This is a genomic window from Pseudomonas sp. 313 (assembly GCF_000316965.1).
GTDB classification, from domain to species: domain Bacteria; phylum Pseudomonadota; class Gammaproteobacteria; order Pseudomonadales; family Pseudomonadaceae; genus Chryseomonas; species Chryseomonas benzopyrenica.
This window is the reverse complement of the sequence record NZ_ANBZ01000071.1, coordinates 125,934-141,737: the sequence shown is the minus strand read 5'-3', so window position 1 is coordinate 141,737 and position 15,804 is coordinate 125,934. Positions and strand designations below refer to the sequence as shown.

General features: G+C 66.6%; 15 protein-coding genes. 14 read left to right on the top strand and 1 reads right to left on the bottom strand.

Annotated elements, in window-relative coordinates; all coding sequences use genetic code 11:
• The first annotated feature begins 27 nt into the window (after nucleotides 1–27).
• Nucleotides 28–201 (top strand): DUF1289 domain-containing protein, encoded by a 174-nt coding sequence (locus C722_RS24990; protein WP_081594595.1) that lies wholly within the window; start codon nucleotides 28–30, stop codon nucleotides 199–201.
• Between the two features lie 232 nt (nucleotides 202–433).
• Here C722_RS24990 and C722_RS0115090 read toward each other — a convergent pair whose 3' ends face one another.
• Entirely contained in the window at nucleotides 434–1,309 is an 876-nt protein-coding gene (locus C722_RS0115090) for a LysR family transcriptional regulator (protein ID WP_017641301.1), read from the bottom strand.
• Between the two features lie 140 nt (nucleotides 1,310–1,449).
• Between C722_RS0115090 and leuC the strand changes: the two genes are divergently transcribed.
• From leuC to C722_RS0115025, 13 genes are all read left to right on the top strand, one after another.
• Nucleotides 1,450–2,874: a 3-isopropylmalate dehydratase large subunit gene (gene leuC, locus C722_RS0115085; RefSeq protein ID WP_017641300.1), complete on the top strand. Its 1,425-nt coding sequence runs from the start codon at nucleotides 1,450–1,452 to the stop codon at nucleotides 2,872–2,874.
• A gap of 11 nt (nucleotides 2,875–2,885) precedes the next feature.
• Nucleotides 2,886–3,530 carry a 3-isopropylmalate dehydratase small subunit gene (gene leuD / locus C722_RS0115080; protein ID WP_017641299.1) on the top strand — a complete coding sequence of 215 codons (645 nt, stop codon included), beginning with the start codon at nucleotides 2,886–2,888 and terminating at the stop codon, nucleotides 3,528–3,530.
• 45 nt (nucleotides 3,531–3,575) lie between these two features.
• Complete coding sequence (locus C722_RS0115075) at nucleotides 3,576–4,340, top strand: class I SAM-dependent methyltransferase (RefSeq protein WP_017641298.1); 765 nt, start codon at nucleotides 3,576–3,578, stop codon at nucleotides 4,338–4,340.
• 19 nt (nucleotides 4,341–4,359) lie between these two features.
• A complete protein-coding gene (leuB, locus tag C722_RS0115070) occupies nucleotides 4,360–5,442 on the top strand; it encodes a 3-isopropylmalate dehydrogenase (protein ID WP_017641297.1) in 1,083 nt (360 codons plus the stop codon).
• Nucleotides 5,443–5,499: 57 nt separating this feature from the next.
• On the top strand, nucleotides 5,500–6,612 hold the full coding sequence (gene asd, locus C722_RS0115065) for an aspartate-semialdehyde dehydrogenase (protein WP_007158663.1): 1,113 nt from the start codon (nucleotides 5,500–5,502) through the stop codon (nucleotides 6,610–6,612).
• 78 nt (nucleotides 6,613–6,690) lie between these two features.
• Nucleotides 6,691–7,686, top strand: coding sequence for an aspartate-semialdehyde dehydrogenase (locus C722_RS0115060; protein ID WP_037064022.1), 996 nt, complete (start codon nucleotides 6,691–6,693; stop codon nucleotides 7,684–7,686).
• Nucleotides 7,687–7,809: 123 nt separating this feature from the next.
• Nucleotides 7,810–10,488, top strand: coding sequence for a FimV/HubP family polar landmark protein (locus C722_RS0115055; protein ID WP_026083877.1), 2,679 nt, complete (start codon nucleotides 7,810–7,812; stop codon nucleotides 10,486–10,488).
• Nucleotides 10,489–10,559: 71 nt separating this feature from the next.
• Nucleotides 10,560–11,411, top strand: coding sequence for a tRNA pseudouridine(38-40) synthase TruA (gene truA, locus C722_RS0115050; RefSeq protein WP_017641294.1), 852 nt, complete (start codon nucleotides 10,560–10,562; stop codon nucleotides 11,409–11,411).
• Between the two features lie 54 nt (nucleotides 11,412–11,465).
• Nucleotides 11,466–12,095 (top strand): phosphoribosylanthranilate isomerase, encoded by a 630-nt coding sequence (locus tag C722_RS0115045; RefSeq protein WP_026083875.1) that lies wholly within the window; start codon nucleotides 11,466–11,468, stop codon nucleotides 12,093–12,095.
• Nucleotides 12,096–12,306: 211 nt separating this feature from the next.
• Complete coding sequence (gene accD, locus C722_RS0115040; protein ID WP_017641292.1) at nucleotides 12,307–13,176, top strand: acetyl-CoA carboxylase, carboxyltransferase subunit beta; 870 nt, start codon at nucleotides 12,307–12,309, stop codon at nucleotides 13,174–13,176.
• On the top strand, nucleotides 13,176–14,468 hold the full coding sequence (folC, locus tag C722_RS0115035; RefSeq protein ID WP_017641291.1) for a bifunctional tetrahydrofolate synthase/dihydrofolate synthase: 1,293 nt from the start codon (nucleotides 13,176–13,178) through the stop codon (nucleotides 14,466–14,468). Before accD ends, folC begins: the two co-directional genes overlap by 1 nt.
• Before the next feature lie 3 nt (nucleotides 14,469–14,471).
• Entirely contained in the window at nucleotides 14,472–15,131 is a 660-nt protein-coding gene (locus C722_RS0115030) for an SPOR domain-containing protein (protein WP_017641290.1), read from the top strand.
• Nucleotides 15,132–15,185: 54 nt separating this feature from the next.
• Nucleotides 15,186–15,731, top strand: a complete 546-nt coding sequence (locus C722_RS0115025) for a CvpA family protein (protein WP_017641289.1) — start codon at nucleotides 15,186–15,188, stop codon at nucleotides 15,729–15,731.
• The last annotated feature ends 73 nt before the right edge of the window (nucleotides 15,732–15,804 follow it).

Here is a 15,804-nt window from a genome sequence, read left to right as displayed (position 1 = left end):
AGGGCCTTTTTCATTTCCGAGGTTGCCGTGGGTAAGGTCGAAAGTCCCTGCATCAGCCAGTGCAAGATCAAAGACGACGTCTGCCAGGGATGTGGCCGCAAACGCTCAGAGATCAAGGGATGGAAAGAGCTGAAGGACCGCGAGCGCAAGGAAGTCATCGACAAGTCTAGGAAGCGCCTGAAGAAACTCAAGAAGGGCTGATGCGTTCCTGACGGCACCGTAGGTTGGGTTGAGCGCAGCGAAGCCCAAGGTTGCCCAGGCTGACTCCGCGTTGTTGGGCTTCGACGATAAAGCCGTCTCAGCCCAACCTACGGCGCTGATCGCGGCCATTGGCGGCTCCTACAGGTTAGCTCCGTACTTGTAGGAGCGGCCCATGGCCGCGATTGCCAATGTCGGAAACGCCTGCCTAATCAACAGGCATACCCCGAACCCGCTACTCCCGCTCCACCTCATCCAGCAATTCCATGAACGCCTGCGCCGCATTCGAATGGGTGCGCTCCGTATGCAGGATGTACCCCAACCGTCGCTCCAGCTGTATCCCCGGCAGCGGCAGCCGGCGCACCTGGTCGTCCAGCAGGGTCCGCGGCAGCACGCTCCAGGCCAGGCCGATGGACACCAGCATCTTGATCGTCTCCAGGTAATTGGTGCTCATGGCGATATTGGGTATCAGTCCCTGGGCATCGAACAATCCATGCACGATCAGCCGGGTAAAGGTGTTGCCACCGGGAAACACCGCTGGATGCCGTGCCACGTCGGCCAGGGTGACCCGGTCCTGGTTGGCCAGCGCATGCTCGGGCGCCGCCACGAAATCCAGGGGATCGCGCCACACCGGCACCGCCTTGATCGGCGCCGCGGTCTGGGGCGCCAGGGTAATGATGGCCAGCTCCACCCGCCCATGCAGGATCTCGTCGTAGGCGGCTTCCGAATCGAGAAAGCGGATATCCAGCGCCACCTCGGGATATTCCCGGGTAAAGCGCCTGAGGATCGGCGGCAACCGGTGCAGGCCGATATGGTGACTGGTCGCCAGCGTCAGTCGGCCGCCGATGGCACCATTGAGATTGGTCAGGGCGCGCCGGGTGTCATCGATCACGCCGAGAATCTGATAGGCGCGGGGGAGCAGGGCACGTCCGGCCTCGGTCAGGCTGACCTCGCGCCCGATGCGATCGAACAGTCGCAGCCCCAGCTGCAGCTCCAGCGCCGCGATGCGCTTGCTCACCGCCGGCTGGGTCAGGTGCAGGCGCTCGCCGGCGTCGGAAAAGCCGCCGGTTTCGGCCACCGCGACGAAGGCATTCAGATTGGCGAGGTCCAAACGTCGAATTCCTGTTGGTTATGCGCTTCATGAAAAAGATGAATTTGTTTCATGCGAGCCTAGCGCGGTATCTTTGACCCCACAAGCACCAAGGGCATGCAAAGGCCCGTGCCGTTCCACGCCTGATGAGGAATCCACCCATGGCTGGCAAGACGCTCTACGACAAACTCTGGGATATGCATCTGGTCAAGCAGCGCGACGACGGTTCGGCGCTGCTCTACATCGACCGCCACATCATCCACGAAGTGACCTCGCCCCAGGCCTTCGAAGGTCTGCGTCTGGCCGGCCGCAAACCCTGGCGCCTCGACGCCAACCTCGCGACCCTCGACCACAACGTGCCCACCACCCCGGACCGCAAGGAAGGCCTCGACTCCATCAAGGACGAGACCTCGCGCATCCAGGTCCGCACCCTGGACGAGAACTGCGACGACTTCGGTATCACCCAGTTCAAGATGAACGACGTCCGCCAGGGCATCGTTCACGTCATCGGCCCGGAGCAGGGCGCCGTGCTGCCCGGCATGACCGTGGTCTGCGGTGACTCCCACACCTCCACCAACGGCGCCTTCGCCGCTCTGGCCCATGGCATCGGCACCTCCGAGGTCGAGCACGTGCTCGCCACCCAGTGCCTGGTGGCCAAGAAGATGAAGAACATGTTGGTGAAGGTGGAAGGCGACTTGCCCTTCGGCGTGACCGCCAAGGACATCGTTCTCGCCATCATCGGCAAGATCGGCACCGCCGGCGGTAACGGCCATGCCATCGAATTCGCCGGCAGCGCCATCCGCGCCCTGTCCATGGAAGGCCGCATGACCATCTGCAACATGTCCATCGAGGCCGGTGCCCGGGTGGGCATGGTGGCGGTGGACCAGACCACCATCGACTACGTCGAGGGTCGTCCCTTCGCGCCCACTGGCGCCGTCTGGGAGGCCGCCGTGGCCGAGTGGCGTGGCCTGGTATCCGATGCCGATGCCCACTTCGATACCGTGGTCGAGCTCGACGCCACCCAGCTCAAGCCGCAGGTCAGCTGGGGCACCTCGCCGGAGATGGTCCTGGCCGTCGACCAGCAGGTGCCGGACCCGGCTCGCGAAGCCGATCCGGTCAAGCGCGGCTCCATCGAGCGCGCCCTGAAGTACATGGGCCTCAAGGCCAACCAGCCGATCACCGACATCGTGCTCGATCGCGTCTTCATCGGCTCCTGCACCAATTCCCGCATCGAGGACCTGCGCGCCGCCGCCGCCGTGGCCAAGGGCCGCAAGGTCGCCGCGACCCTCAAGCAGGCACTGGTGGTGCCAGGCTCCGGTCTGGTCAAGGCCCAGGCCGAGCGCGAAGGCCTGGACAAGGTGTTCATCGAAGCCGGCTTCGAGTGGCGCGAGCCGGGCTGCTCCATGTGCCTGGCGATGAACGCCGACCGCCTGGAGAGTGGCGAGCACTGCGCGTCCACCTCCAACCGCAACTTCGAAGGCCGGCAAGGCGCCGGTGGCCGTACCCACCTGGTGAGCCCGGCCATGGCCGCCGCCGCTGCCATCGCCGGTCGTTTCGTCGACGTCCGCGACTTCGCCACCGCCTGAGGAGCCTGACCATGCAAGCCTTTACCCAGCACACCGGTTTGGTCGCACCCCTGGATCGCGCCAACGTCGATACCGACCAGATCATTCCCAAGCAATTCTTGAAGTCGATCAAGCGCACCGGCTTCGGCCCGAACCTGTTCGACGAGTGGCGCTACCTGGACGTCGGCCAGCCCGGCCAGGACAACAGCAAGCGCCCGCTCAACCCCGAGTTCGTGCTCAACCAGCCGCGCTATGCCGGCGCCAGCATCCTGCTGGCCCGGGAAAACTTCGGTTGCGGTTCCAGCCGCGAACACGCGCCCTGGGCGCTGGATGGCTACGGCTTCCGTTCGGTGATCGCGCCCAGCTTCGCTGACATCTTCTTCAACAACAGCTTCAAGAACGGCCTCTTGCCGATCATCCTCAGCGATGCCGACGTCGACGACCTGTTCCGTCAGGTCGAAGCCAGCGAGGGCTACCAGCTGGTGGTCGATCTCGAGAGCCAGACCGTGCGCCGTCCCGATGGCGTGGCGCTGTCCTTCGAGATCGATGCCTTTCGCAAGCACTGCCTGCTCAACGGCCTGGACGACATTGGCCTGACCCTGCAGGATGCCGACGCCATCGGGAGTTTCGAAGCCTGCTATCGCCAGAGCAGTCCCTGGATGTTCCCCAGCGCCTGAACCCAGTCGCCGGCCCTGAAGGTCGGCGCTCTTTCCGGAGGCTCCATGAGCGGTGACCACGAGCAACACGTACAGCAGCAATTCGGCGCCACCGCCGAGGCCTACCTGACCAGTACCGTCCATGCCCAGGGCGCCGAACTCGCCGAATTGCGTGACGCCGTGGCCCAGCGCGAAGGCGCCAAGGTGCTGGATCTCGGGTGCGGTGGCGGTCACGTCAGCTACAACGTGGCGCCTGTGGCCGGCCAGGTGGTCGCCCTGGATCTGGCCGAGGAAATGCTCTCGGTGGTCAAGCGCACCGCCGCCGAGCAGGGCCTGGACAACATCAGCGTCCAGCCCGGCATGGCCGAGCACCTGCCCTTCGGCGACGCCAGCTTCGACTTCGTCTTCAGCCGCTATTCGGCGCACCACTGGCGCGACATCGGCGCGGCCCTGCGCGAAGTGCGCCGGGTGCTGCGACACGGTGGCGAAATGGCCATCATCGACGTGGTCTCGCCGGCCAACCCGCGCCTGGACACCTACCTTCAGACGGTGGAGATCCTGCGCGACATCAGCCATGTGCGTAACTACTCCCTGGCCGAGTGGCACCGCCTGCTGGACATGGCGCGCCTCGGCGTGACCCGCTGCCGCCGCCAGCGCCTGCGCCTGGACTTCGCCAGCTGGACCGGGCGCATGCGTACGCCCGAGCCGCAGTGCCAGGCCATCCGCAGCCTGCAGAACAAGATCGGTCAGGAAGTCCGCCAGTATTTCGAAATCGACCGCGACGGCTCCTTCAGCGTCGACGTCATGGTTCTCTGGGCCCAGCCCATCTGATTTGGAACAGGAAAAGACAATGAGCAAGCAGATCCTCATCCTGCCGGGCGACGGCATCGGTCCGGAAATCATGGCCGAGGCGGTCAAGGTGCTGGAAGCGGTCAACCGCGACCATGACCTCGGCTTCGAGCTGGTCCACGACGACCTGGGTGGCGCCGCCATCGATCGCTACGGCGTGCCTCTGGCCGACGAGACCCTGGCGCGTGCCCGCGCCGCCGATGCCGTGCTGCTGGGCGCCGTGGGTGGTCCCAAGTGGGACAAGCTCGAGCGCGACATCCGTCCCGAGCGCGGTCTGCTGAAGATCCGTTCAGCCCTGGGCCTGTTCGGCAACCTGCGTCCGGCCATCCTCTATCCGCAGCTGGCCGAGGCCTCGACCCTCAAGCCGGAAGTGGTCTCCGGCCTGGACATCCTCATCGTCCGCGAGCTGACCGGCGGCATCTATTTCGGCTCGCCGCGCGAGACCCGGGTGCTGGACAACGGCGAGCGCCAGGCCTTCGACACCCTGCCGTACAGTGAAGGCGAGATCCGCCGCATCGCCCGCGTCGGCTTCGACATGGCCCGTCTGCGCGGGAAGAAACTGTGCTCGGTAGATAAGGCCAACGTCCTCGAATCCAGCCGCCTGTGGCGCGAAGTGGTGGAGGAGGTGGCCAAGGACTATCCCGACGTCGAACTCAGCCACATGTACGTCGACAACGCCGCCATGCAGCTGGTCCGGGCACCCAAGCAGTTCGACGTCATCGTCACCGACAACATGTTCGGCGACATCCTCTCCGACGAAGCCTCAATGCTGACCGGCTCCATCGGCATGCTGCCCTCGGCGTCCCTGGATGCTCACAACAAGGGCATGTACGAACCCTGCCACGGCTCGGCGCCCGACATCGCCGGCCAGGGCGTGGCCAATCCGCTGGCCACCATCCTCTCGGTGGCCATGATGCTCAGATACACCTTCGGCGCCGCCGCGGCGGCCGAGGCCATCGAGGCGGCGGTGGGCCAGGTGCTGGATCAGGGCCTGCGGACCGGCGACATCTGGTCGGAAGGCAAGCAACGGGTGGGTACCCGCGAGATGGGCGAAGCAGTAGTAGCGGCGCTCGTTAGGCGTTAATCTGATCGGCCGCCAGGGGAGGCGGCCGTCCTCCAAGACAACAAAGGTGCAGTAGCGATGAAACGTGTAGGTCTGATCGGTTGGCGTGGCATGGTGGGCTCCGTGCTCATGCAGCGCATGCTCGAAGAGCGGGATTTCGACTTGATCGAGCCCGTGTTCTTCACCACTTCCAACGTCGGCGGTGAAGGCCCGGCCATTGGCAAGGGCGTGGCGCCGCTCAAGGATGCCTACAGCATCGACGAGCTCAAGACCCTCGACGTCATCCTCACCTGCCAGGGCGGCGACTACACCTCCGAGGTGTTCCCCAAGCTGCGCCAGGCCGGTTGGAAAGGCTACTGGATCGACGCGGCTTCCAGCCTGCGCATGCAGGATGACGCCGTCATCGTGCTGGACCCGGTCAACCGTCGCGTCATCGACCAGGCCCTGGCCGATGGCCGCAAGGATTTCATCGGCGGCAACTGCACCGTCAGCCTGATGCTGATGGCCCTGGGCGGGCTGTTCGAAGCCGGTCTGGTGGACTGGATGAGCGCCATGACCTACCAGGCGGCCTCCGGCGCCGGTGCCCAGAACATGCGCGAACTGATCCGCCAGATGGGCGCGACCCACGCCGCCGTCGCCGACAGCCTGGCCGATCCGGCCAGCGCCATCCTCGACATCGACCGCCAGGTCGCCGAGACCCTGCGTAGCGAAGCCTTCCCCACCGAGCAATTCGGCGTTCCCCTGGCCGGCAGCCTGATCCCCTGGATCGACAAGGAACTGCCCAACGGCCAGAGCCGCGAGGAATGGAAGGCCCAGGCCGAGACCAACAAGATCCTCGGACGCTTCAAGAATCCCATCCCGGTGGACGGCATCTGCGTGCGCATCGGCGCCATGCGCTGCCACAGCCAGGCGTTGACCATCAAGCTCAACAAGGACGTGCCGCTGTCCGACATCCACGGCCTGATCAGCCAGCACAATCCCTGGGTCAAGCTGGTGCCGAACAACCGCGACGTCAGCATGCGTGATCTGACGCCGGCTGCCGTGACCGGCACCCTGAGCGTACCGGTCGGCCGGCTGCGCAAGCTGAACATGGGTTCCCAGTACCTGGGTGCCTTCACCGTTGGCGACCAGCTGCTGTGGGGCGCCGCGGAGCCGCTGCGGCGGATGCTGCGAATCCTGCTCGAACAGTGAGTCGACGGTTAAACGTTTGCTTAGGGAGGAGGGCCGCCAGTAAAGTGCGGCCCTCTTTCGTTGCGGACCGTTCCCATCATGACTGCCAGAGATATCGCCCTCATCGGCGCCACCAGTGCCCATGGCGAAGCCATTCGTGAACTCCTCGACGAGCGCGACGTGCCCCTCGGCCGGCTGCACCTGCTCGCCAGTGGTGAGTCGGCAGGTCAGAATCTGCCGTTCCGAGGCAGCAACCTGCGCGTCACCAGCGTTGACGGCTTCGATTTCGCCCAGGTCGGCATCGTCATCCTCGCCGTACCGGCCACCGTGGTGGAAGGTCTCAAGCCGCAACTCACCGCCGCCGGTTGCGCCGTGCTGGATCTCAGTGGCGCCTCGGCCGCGCGCTCCGTCCTGCCCCGGATCAACGGCGAGCGTCTGGACAATCTCTCTGCCGCCGCCTGGCTCGGGGTGCCCCTGGCAGCCACCCAGGCGGCCGCCAGCGTGGCAGCGGTGCTCGCTCGCCTCAATACCCTAGGTGACGCCTCCTTGACCGCCTGCCTGGCGGCGTCCGGCGCTGGCCGTGGCGGCGTCGAGGAATTGGCGCGTCAGGCCACCGAATTGCTCAATGGCCGGCCGGTCGAGGCACGGCTGTTCGAGGGCCAGCTGGCCTTCAATCTGCTCGGTCGCACCGGTGCGCCGGCCGCGGATGGCTATACTGCCCAGGAACATCGCCTGCTGGACGAATGTGAGCAGGTGCTGGGCGAGACCTTGCCGGTACTGGATGTCACCGCACTGCAGGCGCCGGTGTTCTTCGGCGACAGCCTGGCGCTGAGCCTGAGGGCCCGGGCGCCCTGGCAACTGGAGCAGGTGCTGGAAGCCCTGGGGGACGAGCCGGGCCTGGCGCTCGACGAAGAGCTCGATTGTCCGTCCGCGGTAGGCGATGCCCTGGGGCGGGAAGAGGTGTTAGTAGGGCGCGTCCGACTGCATCCACGGGATGCTCGACGACTGGAGTGTTGGCTGGTGGCGGACAACGTCAGATTATCGGCGCTCACAGCCGTTCAGCTGGCCGAATTGTTGCTTAAACAGTCGGCCTAAAAGATACTTCGTGAAATGCTTCGCCCTTTTGGCTTGAGCAAAGGGGTGGTGGACATGGCACGCAGCGATGGACACAGGCGCCCGCACGGTGGCGCGATCGACAGCTTCTAAAAAGGGACGGTCATGGTTCGAGTTCAGAAACTGGTGCGGGCAATTGCAGCGGCGAGCGCCTTGATGTCTGGCGCGGCCCAGGCCCTCAGCCTGGGGGAGATCCACCTCAATTCCGCCCTCAATCAGCCCTTCGATGCCACCATCGATCTGTCGGACCTGCGCGACCTTGGCGCCGCCGAATTGCGCCCCAATCTGGCCTCCGCCGAGGATTTCGGCAAGGCTGGGGTGGACCGCGCCTTCTTCCTCAACGATCTCAAGTTCACGCCGGAGGTGCGCAATGGGCGCACCGTCATCCGCGTGACCTCGGCGCGCCCGGTGCGCGAGCCCTATCTCAACTTCCTGCTCGAAGTGAACTGGCCGAGTGGCCGGATCCTGCGCGAGTACACGGTGCTGCTGGATCCGCCGCTCTATACCCCGCAGGCCGCGGCAGCGCCGTTCGCACCTCAGGTCCCAGCCGCACCGCGGGCGCGCACCACCTCGCCAAGTGCGCCGCGTCCGGCCGCGTCCCCTGCCGCGCCGGCGCCGAGCGCGACCCAGGCGCCTGGCACCTACACCACCGAGCGGCGCGATACCCTCTGGGAAGTGGCGGCGCGCAATCGCCCGGCGTCCAGCGTCACCGTTGATCAGACCATGCTGGCGATCCAGGACCTGAATCCCGACGCCTTCATCGATCGCAACATCAACCTGATGAAAAGCGGCCAGGTGCTGCGCCTGCCCGATCAGGCCCAGGCCGGCGCGCGGCCCCAGCGCGAGGCGGTGGCCGAGATCGCCCGCCAGACCCGCGCCTGGAAGCAGGGTGGCGACAGCGCCTCCGCGGGGACGCCACGCCGGCAGGTAGATGCATCGGCCCAGCCGAGTGGCAACGAGACGTCGACACCCGCCGCGCCCAAGGACAACCTCAAGCTGCTCTCCGGTCAGCCTTCCGGTCGCGCCGGCGAGTCCGCCGGTGGCAAGGGCGGTGACCAGGCCCTGGCCGATCGCCTGGCGGTGACCCAGGAGAGTCTGGACACCACCCGCCGCGAGAACGAAGAACTCAAGAGCCGCCTCGGCGATCTGCAGTCGCAGCTCGACAAGCTGCAGAAGATCATGCAGCTCAAGGACGCCCAACTGGCGCGGATGCAGGCCAACATGGCCAATCCCCAGGCCGCGGGCCAGCCGGCCCAGCCGCCGGCATCGCCTGAAGCCGCGGCTCCGGTTACGCCCGCGCCGGCCGAGAACACCGCCACGCCTGCGCCTCAGGAGCCGGCGGCAACGACTCCGGCCACTCCAGCCGAAGGCACCCCCGCACCGACCACCACGCCGCCCGCCAGCGAGGCAGGTACCGGCGCGGCACCGCCCGCTGCCAGCGAGCCCAAGGTCATTCCGGTCACGCCAAGCACCCCGGCGACCGAACCGACCGAGGCGACCAACAGCTTCCTCGACGAAATCCTCAGCAATCCGCTGTGGCTCGGCATCATCGGCGGCAGCGCCTTGCTGGCGCTGCTGGTCCTGCTGATGATCAACTCGCGTCGCAATGCGGTGAAGGAGGCCGAGCGTGAGCGTGACGCCGAAGCGGCGCGCAACGATACGGTGTTCGAGGCGGATCCCGAGCTTGGCGATCACCACGCACTCGCCGGCCTGGAATTGGGGCAGGGTACCCAGGACAGCGCGCAGGACGCCGACGCCCAGGACGACGCCCTGGGTCAGGCCGACATCTACATGGCCTATGGTCGCTTCAGTCAGGCGGCTGAGGTGCTCAAGAAGGCCAGCGACCAGGAGCCCCATCGCGCCGATCTGCGCCTCAAGCTCATGGAAGTCTATGCCGAGATGGGCGACAAGGATGGCTTCCAGCGCGAGGAGCGCGAACTCAAGGAGATCGGCGGCGCCCAGCCGGCGGTCGAGCACCTGAAGTCGCGCTATCCGGCAATGGCCACCGTGGCGGTGGCCTCGGCTGCAGTCGGGGCGGCTGCCCTGGCCGCCGCCCACGAACTGAGCGAGGAGCAGACCCGCAATCAGGGTTTCTCGGCCACCGAGGACAGCCAGGACTTCGATCTGTCCCTGGATGACTTCGGCAGCGAGGACACCCAGTCGAATCAGCCGGCTGGTCCGGCCGAGGAGCCGCTGTTTGGCGAAGCCTTCGCCGATGCTCAGGCCAAGGCCGCCGACTCCCGCGACGATTTCGACTTCGATCTCAATTTCGATGCCGAACCCACGGCTACCTCGGCGACCACTCCGGCCGCCAAGGACGACGACTTCGCCCTGGACTTCAGCGAATTCGAGCGGCAGGGCGATCCGGCACAGGACGAGCCGCTCGCGGGTACCAACGCGGGTTCGGCTTTCGACGAGCCGCTGGATGCGCCCGCTACGCAGACCGCCGACGCCGAGCTGCCAGCAAGTTTCGACCTGTCCGATTTCGACGACGAGCAGCCGGCGCCCAAGCGCGAAAGCGACGAAGAGTTCGCCGCCCGCCTGCAGGAGGCCTCGCGCCAGTTCGATGCCGAGACCACCAGCGGCACAGGCGGTGGCGACGGTCTGGACGACTTCGACTTCCTCTCCGGTGAAGACGAGACCGCCACCAAGCTGGACCTGGCGCGCGCCTACATCGACATGGGCGATCCCGAGGGTGCCCGCGACATCCTCGATGAGGTGCTGGCCGAGGGCAATGCCGGACAACAGCAGGAAGCGCGGGAGATCATCGCCCAGCTCAGCTGACCGCGGCCGGGCTTGGCAGAGGAGGGGAGGCGCTATAAGCTGCCTCCCCTTTTTTTCGCCTGGCCGTCGCCTTGGATTTTCTAGACCCCACCATCATCGTTCCGCCCCAGCGCATTGCGCTCGGCGTGGAGTACAAGGGCGCGCGCTATCGCGGTTGGCAGCGCCAGCAGCCGGGCGTGCGCTCCGTCCAGGAGACCCTGGAAGACGCTCTGTCCGAGGTCGCCGCGGCGCCCATCGCGCTGCACTGCGCCGGGCGTACCGACTGTGGGGTACACGCCACCGGCCAGGTGGTGCATTTCGAATCCCCCGTCGCGCGGCCGCTCAAGGCCTGGGTGATGGGCACCAACGCCAATCTGCCGTCCGACATCAGCGTCACCTGGGTCAAGCCGGTCAGCAACGAGTTCCACGCCCGTTTCAGCGCCATGGCACGGCGTTATCGCTACGTGATCTACAACGACCCGATCCGGCCCGCCCACCTCGCCGAGGAGGTCACCTGGAATCATCGTCCGCTGCGCATTGAGCCCATGCGCGAGGCGGCCCAGGTGCTGCTCGGCACCCACGACTTCACCTCCTTTCGGGCCAAGGCCTGCCAGGCCAAGTCGGCGATCAAGACCATCCACCACCTGCGTCTCTGGCAGAGCGGGCGGCTGATCGTCCTCGACATCCGCGCCAATGCCTTCCTGCACCACATGGTGCGCAACATCGCCGGGGTGCTGATGGCGGTGGGCTGTGGCGAGCGGCCGGTGGAGTGGGTGAGCGAGGTCCTGGCGGCGCGGGAGCGACGGTTGGGTGGCGTTACCGCCCATCCCTATGGCCTCTACCTGGTGGACGCCGAATATCCCGAAAGCACGCCCGTGCCCAAGCGGCCGCTGGGGCCGCTGTTCCTGGGGCATATCCCCGAGCTGGATGACCCCCAAGGCTGACGCTGCGCGGGTGGTCTGCTAACATCCATCGATTTGGAACGAGGTCATTCCGGTTTGGCTAACGTTCGAGTGAAGATCTGCGGGATCACCCGGGTCGAGGATGCGCTGGCTGCCGCGGCTGCCGGCGCCGATGCCATCGGTCTGGTGTTCTATGCGCGCAGCCCGCGCGCGGTGAGCGCTGCCCAGGCGCGTCAGATCGTGGCGGCGCTGCCGCCCTTCGTGACCACCGTCGGGCTCTTCGTCGATGCCTCGCCCTGCGAGATCGAGGAGACGCTGGATGCCGTGCCCCTGGATCTCCTGCAATTCCACGGGGACGAGACGCCGGCGCAATGCGCCCGTTACCGCCGTCCCTATATCAAGGCCCTGCGCATGCGCGAGGACATCGACCTCGTCGCCATCGCCGGTGACTACGCCGGCGCCCGCGGCTTGCTGCTCGACACCTATGTCGCCGGCGTGCCCGGGGGGACCGGTCAGGCCTTCGACTGGACACGGGTGCCGCGGGACCTCTCGCTGCCGCTGATCGTGGCGGGCGGGCTGGACGCGGACAACGTCGCCACGGCCATCGCCGCGTCCCGGCCCTATGGCGTGGACGTGAGCGGCGGCGTAGAGCAGGCCAAGGGCATCAAGGATGCCGCCGAGATCGCGCGTTTCGTGGCGGCCGTGCGAGGTGCCGCGGTCGCCTGATGTGACCCTCGTCAGGTGGTCGCCGTCCACACCTGCGACATATTCAAGCGGATCCGCCCCTGGTGGGTCTGCAGTCCGGCTCCCAGGGGGCCGGCATGCGACAACAGGGTAGCGGCCCGGGATACAGCGGGCGCTGCCGAACCTATTACAGATGCTCAAGGAAGGCGTGGCCCAGGCCGCGCTGGGAGCCCATGCAAGTGGAGAGAGATGCATGAGCAATTGGCTGGTCGACAAACTGATTCCTTCCATCATGCGGTCCGAGGTGAAGCGCAGTTCGGTGCCGGAAGGTCTTTGGCACAAGTGTCCGGCCTGCGAAGCGGTCCTCTACCGTCCGGAGCTGGAAAAGAACCTGGACGTGTGCCTGAAGTGCGGTCACCACATGCGTATCAACGCGCGTCGCCGCCTGGACATCTTCCTCGACGCCGAAGGTCGTGAAGAGTTGGGCACCGAGCTGGAGCCGGTGGACCGGCTGAAATTCCGCGACAGCAAGAAGTACAAGGATCGCTTCACTGCAGCGCAGAAGGAAACCGGCGAGAAAGACGCCCTGATCTCCATGCGTGGCACCCTCAAGGGCATGCCGGTAGCGGTCTGCGCCTTCGAATTTTCCTTCATGGGCGGCTCCATGGGCGCCGTGGTTGGCGAGCGCTTCGTGCGCGCGGCCAACGTGGCCCTGGAACAGCGCTGCCCGCTGATCTGCTTCTCCGCCTCCGGTGGTGCGCGGATGCAGGAAGCCCTGATCTCCCTGATGCAGATGGCCAAGACCTCCGCGGTGCTGGCGCGCCTGCGCGAAGAGGGCATCCCCTTCATCTCGGTGCTGACCGATCCGGTTTACGGTGGCGTCTCCGCCAGTCTGGCGATGCTGGGTGACGTCATCGTCGCCGAGCCCAAGGCGCTGATCGGCTTCGCCGGCCCGCGCGTGATCGAGCAGACCGTGCGTGAAAAGCTGCCGGAAGGCTTTCAGCGCAGCGAATTCCTGCTGGAACATGGCGCCGTCGACCTCATCGTGTCGCGCAAGGAATTGCGTGATCGCCTGGCGCGTCTGCTGGCGACCTTCCAGCACCAGCCGGTTCCGGCGGCCTGATGGCTGCGCGCAGCCTCGCGCAGTGGCTGGCCTATCTCGAGCAGCTGCATCCGTCGGCGATCGATATGGGCCTGGACCGGGTGCGCGAGGTCGCGCAGCGGCTGGGCCTGACCCGGCCGGCCCCGCGGGTGGTGACCGTGACCGGCACCAACGGCAAGGGCTCCACCTGTGCCTTTCTCGCCAGCCTGCTGCGCGCCAGCGGGCAGCGGGTGGGCGTCTATGCCTCGCCGCATCTGGTGCGCTACAACGAGCGCGTCGACGTGGATGGCACCCTCGCCAGCGATAGCGAGCTCTGCACCGCCTTCGCCGCGGTGGAAGCCGCGCGGGGCGAGATCAGCCTGACCTATTTCGAAGTGGGTACCCTGGCCGCCTTCTGGCTGTTCGAGCGTGCCCGGCTGGACGTCGCTGTTCTCGAAGTTGGTCTGGGCGGGCGCCTGGATGCGGTCAACCTGATCGACGCCGATCTGGCGTTGGTTACCAGCATCGGCCTGGATCACGCCGAATGGCTGGGCGATACCCGCGACAGCGTCGCCGTGGAAAAGGCCGGGATCTTCCGCGCTGGCAAGCCGGCCCTCTGTGGCGATCTGCAGCCGCCCGCGCCGCTGGCCGCAGCCGCCGAACGCCTGGGTGCCCCCTTGCTGCTGCGCGGGGAAGCCTTCGATCTGCAGATCGAGAGCGCCAGCTGGTTCTGGCGCGGACGCGATGCCCAGGGCAATGACCTGGCGCTGCCGGGCCTGCCGCTGCTGGATCTGCCCATGGAAAATGCCGCTCTGGCCCTGCAGGCCTACGCCTTGCTCGACCAGCCCTGGCTGCCGGAGCGGATCGCGGTGGCGCTCCAGGCCACGCGCATGACCGGTCGGCTCGATCGTCGCCAGGTCGAGCGGGCAGGGGAAACCCTCAATGTCCTGCTGGACGTGGCCCACAATCCCCACGCCGCCGAGTACCTGGCCCGGCGCCTGGCGATGAAGCCGGTCGCCGGCGTGCGGCGTGCGGTGTTCGGCGTCCTGGCCGACAAGGACCTGGACGGCATCCTGGCGCCCCTGGCGGCGCTGTTCGCCGACTGGGCGGTGGCGAGTCTGCCGACCCCGCGCAGTCGCGACGGCGCCGAGGTGGCCGCCATCCTGAGGGCGCAGGGTGCCCGGGCCGAGGCCCATGCTTCGCTGCTGGCGGCCTTCGAAGCCCAGCTGGCGGCCAGTTCGGCAGCCGACGAGGTGGTGGTGTTCGGCTCCTTCTACAGCGTCGCCGAGGTCCTCGCGCAGCTCTCTTCCCTATCCGAATCCGCGGAGGCATAACCCATGCTCAAGCAAAGAGTCATAGGCGCGCTGGTACTGCTGGCGCTGATCATCATCTTCGTACCCATGCTCTTCAATCGCCAGGACGACGCCCGCAAGGTAGCGGTCGAGGCGCCGCCCCAGCCGGCCGCGCCCACCGTGCCCAGTACCGAGGTTCAGCCGGTGCAGACGCCCGAGGCGCCGCCGGTGGTGGTGGTGCCGGACGAGCCGGCCAAGCCGCTCGGCAAGCCGCAGACGCCCATCGCCGGTACCTCCGGTCAGGCGCCGGCGCAGAATGCCCCGGTGACGGCGCCGCCGCCCCAGCCTGCCGCGCCGGTCGCCAAGGCGCCTGCCACCCCTGCGCCCGTGGCCAGTGCTCCCGTGGCACCGACGGCTACCCCGGCGCCGGCGGCCAAGCCGGACTCGCGCCTGGGCGCGGCCAACCTGCCCAACAGCTGGTCGGTGCAGCTCGCCAGTCTGTCGTCCCGGCCCAGCGCCGATGCCCTGCAGGCCAAGCTGCGCAGTCAGGGCTACAACGCCTATGTGCGGACCGCCGATGGCATGAATCGCGTCTTCGTCGGACCGGTGATAGAGCGCAGCGAGGCGGATCGCCTGCGCGATCAGCTCAACAAGCAGAATGGCGTCAAGGGTTTCGTCGTACGCTTTCAGCCGGAGCGCGGTTAACCCGGTCACAAGGCTCTGCTAGAATGCAGGGCCTTTTTGTAAGTGGACCTTGCCGTGGGCTTCACCTGGGTGGACTGGGCGATCGTCGCCGTCGTCATTGTTTCCTGCCTGATCAGTCTCAGGCGCGGCTTCGTCAAGGAAGCGTTGTCATTGGCCACCTGGATCGTGGCCGGTGGCGTGGCCTGGGTCTTCGGCGGGGCGCTGTCCAACTACCTGGTCGACTATATTCAGGTGCCTTCCGGGCGGGTGATCGCCGCCTGTGTCATTCTCTTCGTGCTGACGCTGCTGGTCGGTGCCCTGGTGAGCTTCTTGCTTGGCGAATTGATCCGCGTCACCGGATTGTCGGGCACCGATCGCTTTCTCGGCATGGCCTTTGGCGCCGCCCGCGGTGCGCTGTTGATCACTGTGGCCGTGGGCCTGTTGAGCCTGGGGCCGGTCCAGCAGGATGGCTGGTGGCAACAGTCGGTGCTGGTTCCACATTTTCTTTTAGTGGCCGATTGGTCGAAGAATCTGCTGTTGGGCTTTGCCGGCCAATGGCTGGGCGCGACGCCCATGCCCAGTCTGCAACTGCTGCCGCAGCTGGGGCCCAAGGCTCCTTGAACGCTTTTCCAGGCCTCGCACTGCCGGGGTCATCCTGCGATGGTTCGCCGTCGCATCACTTGAAACAGTGGGG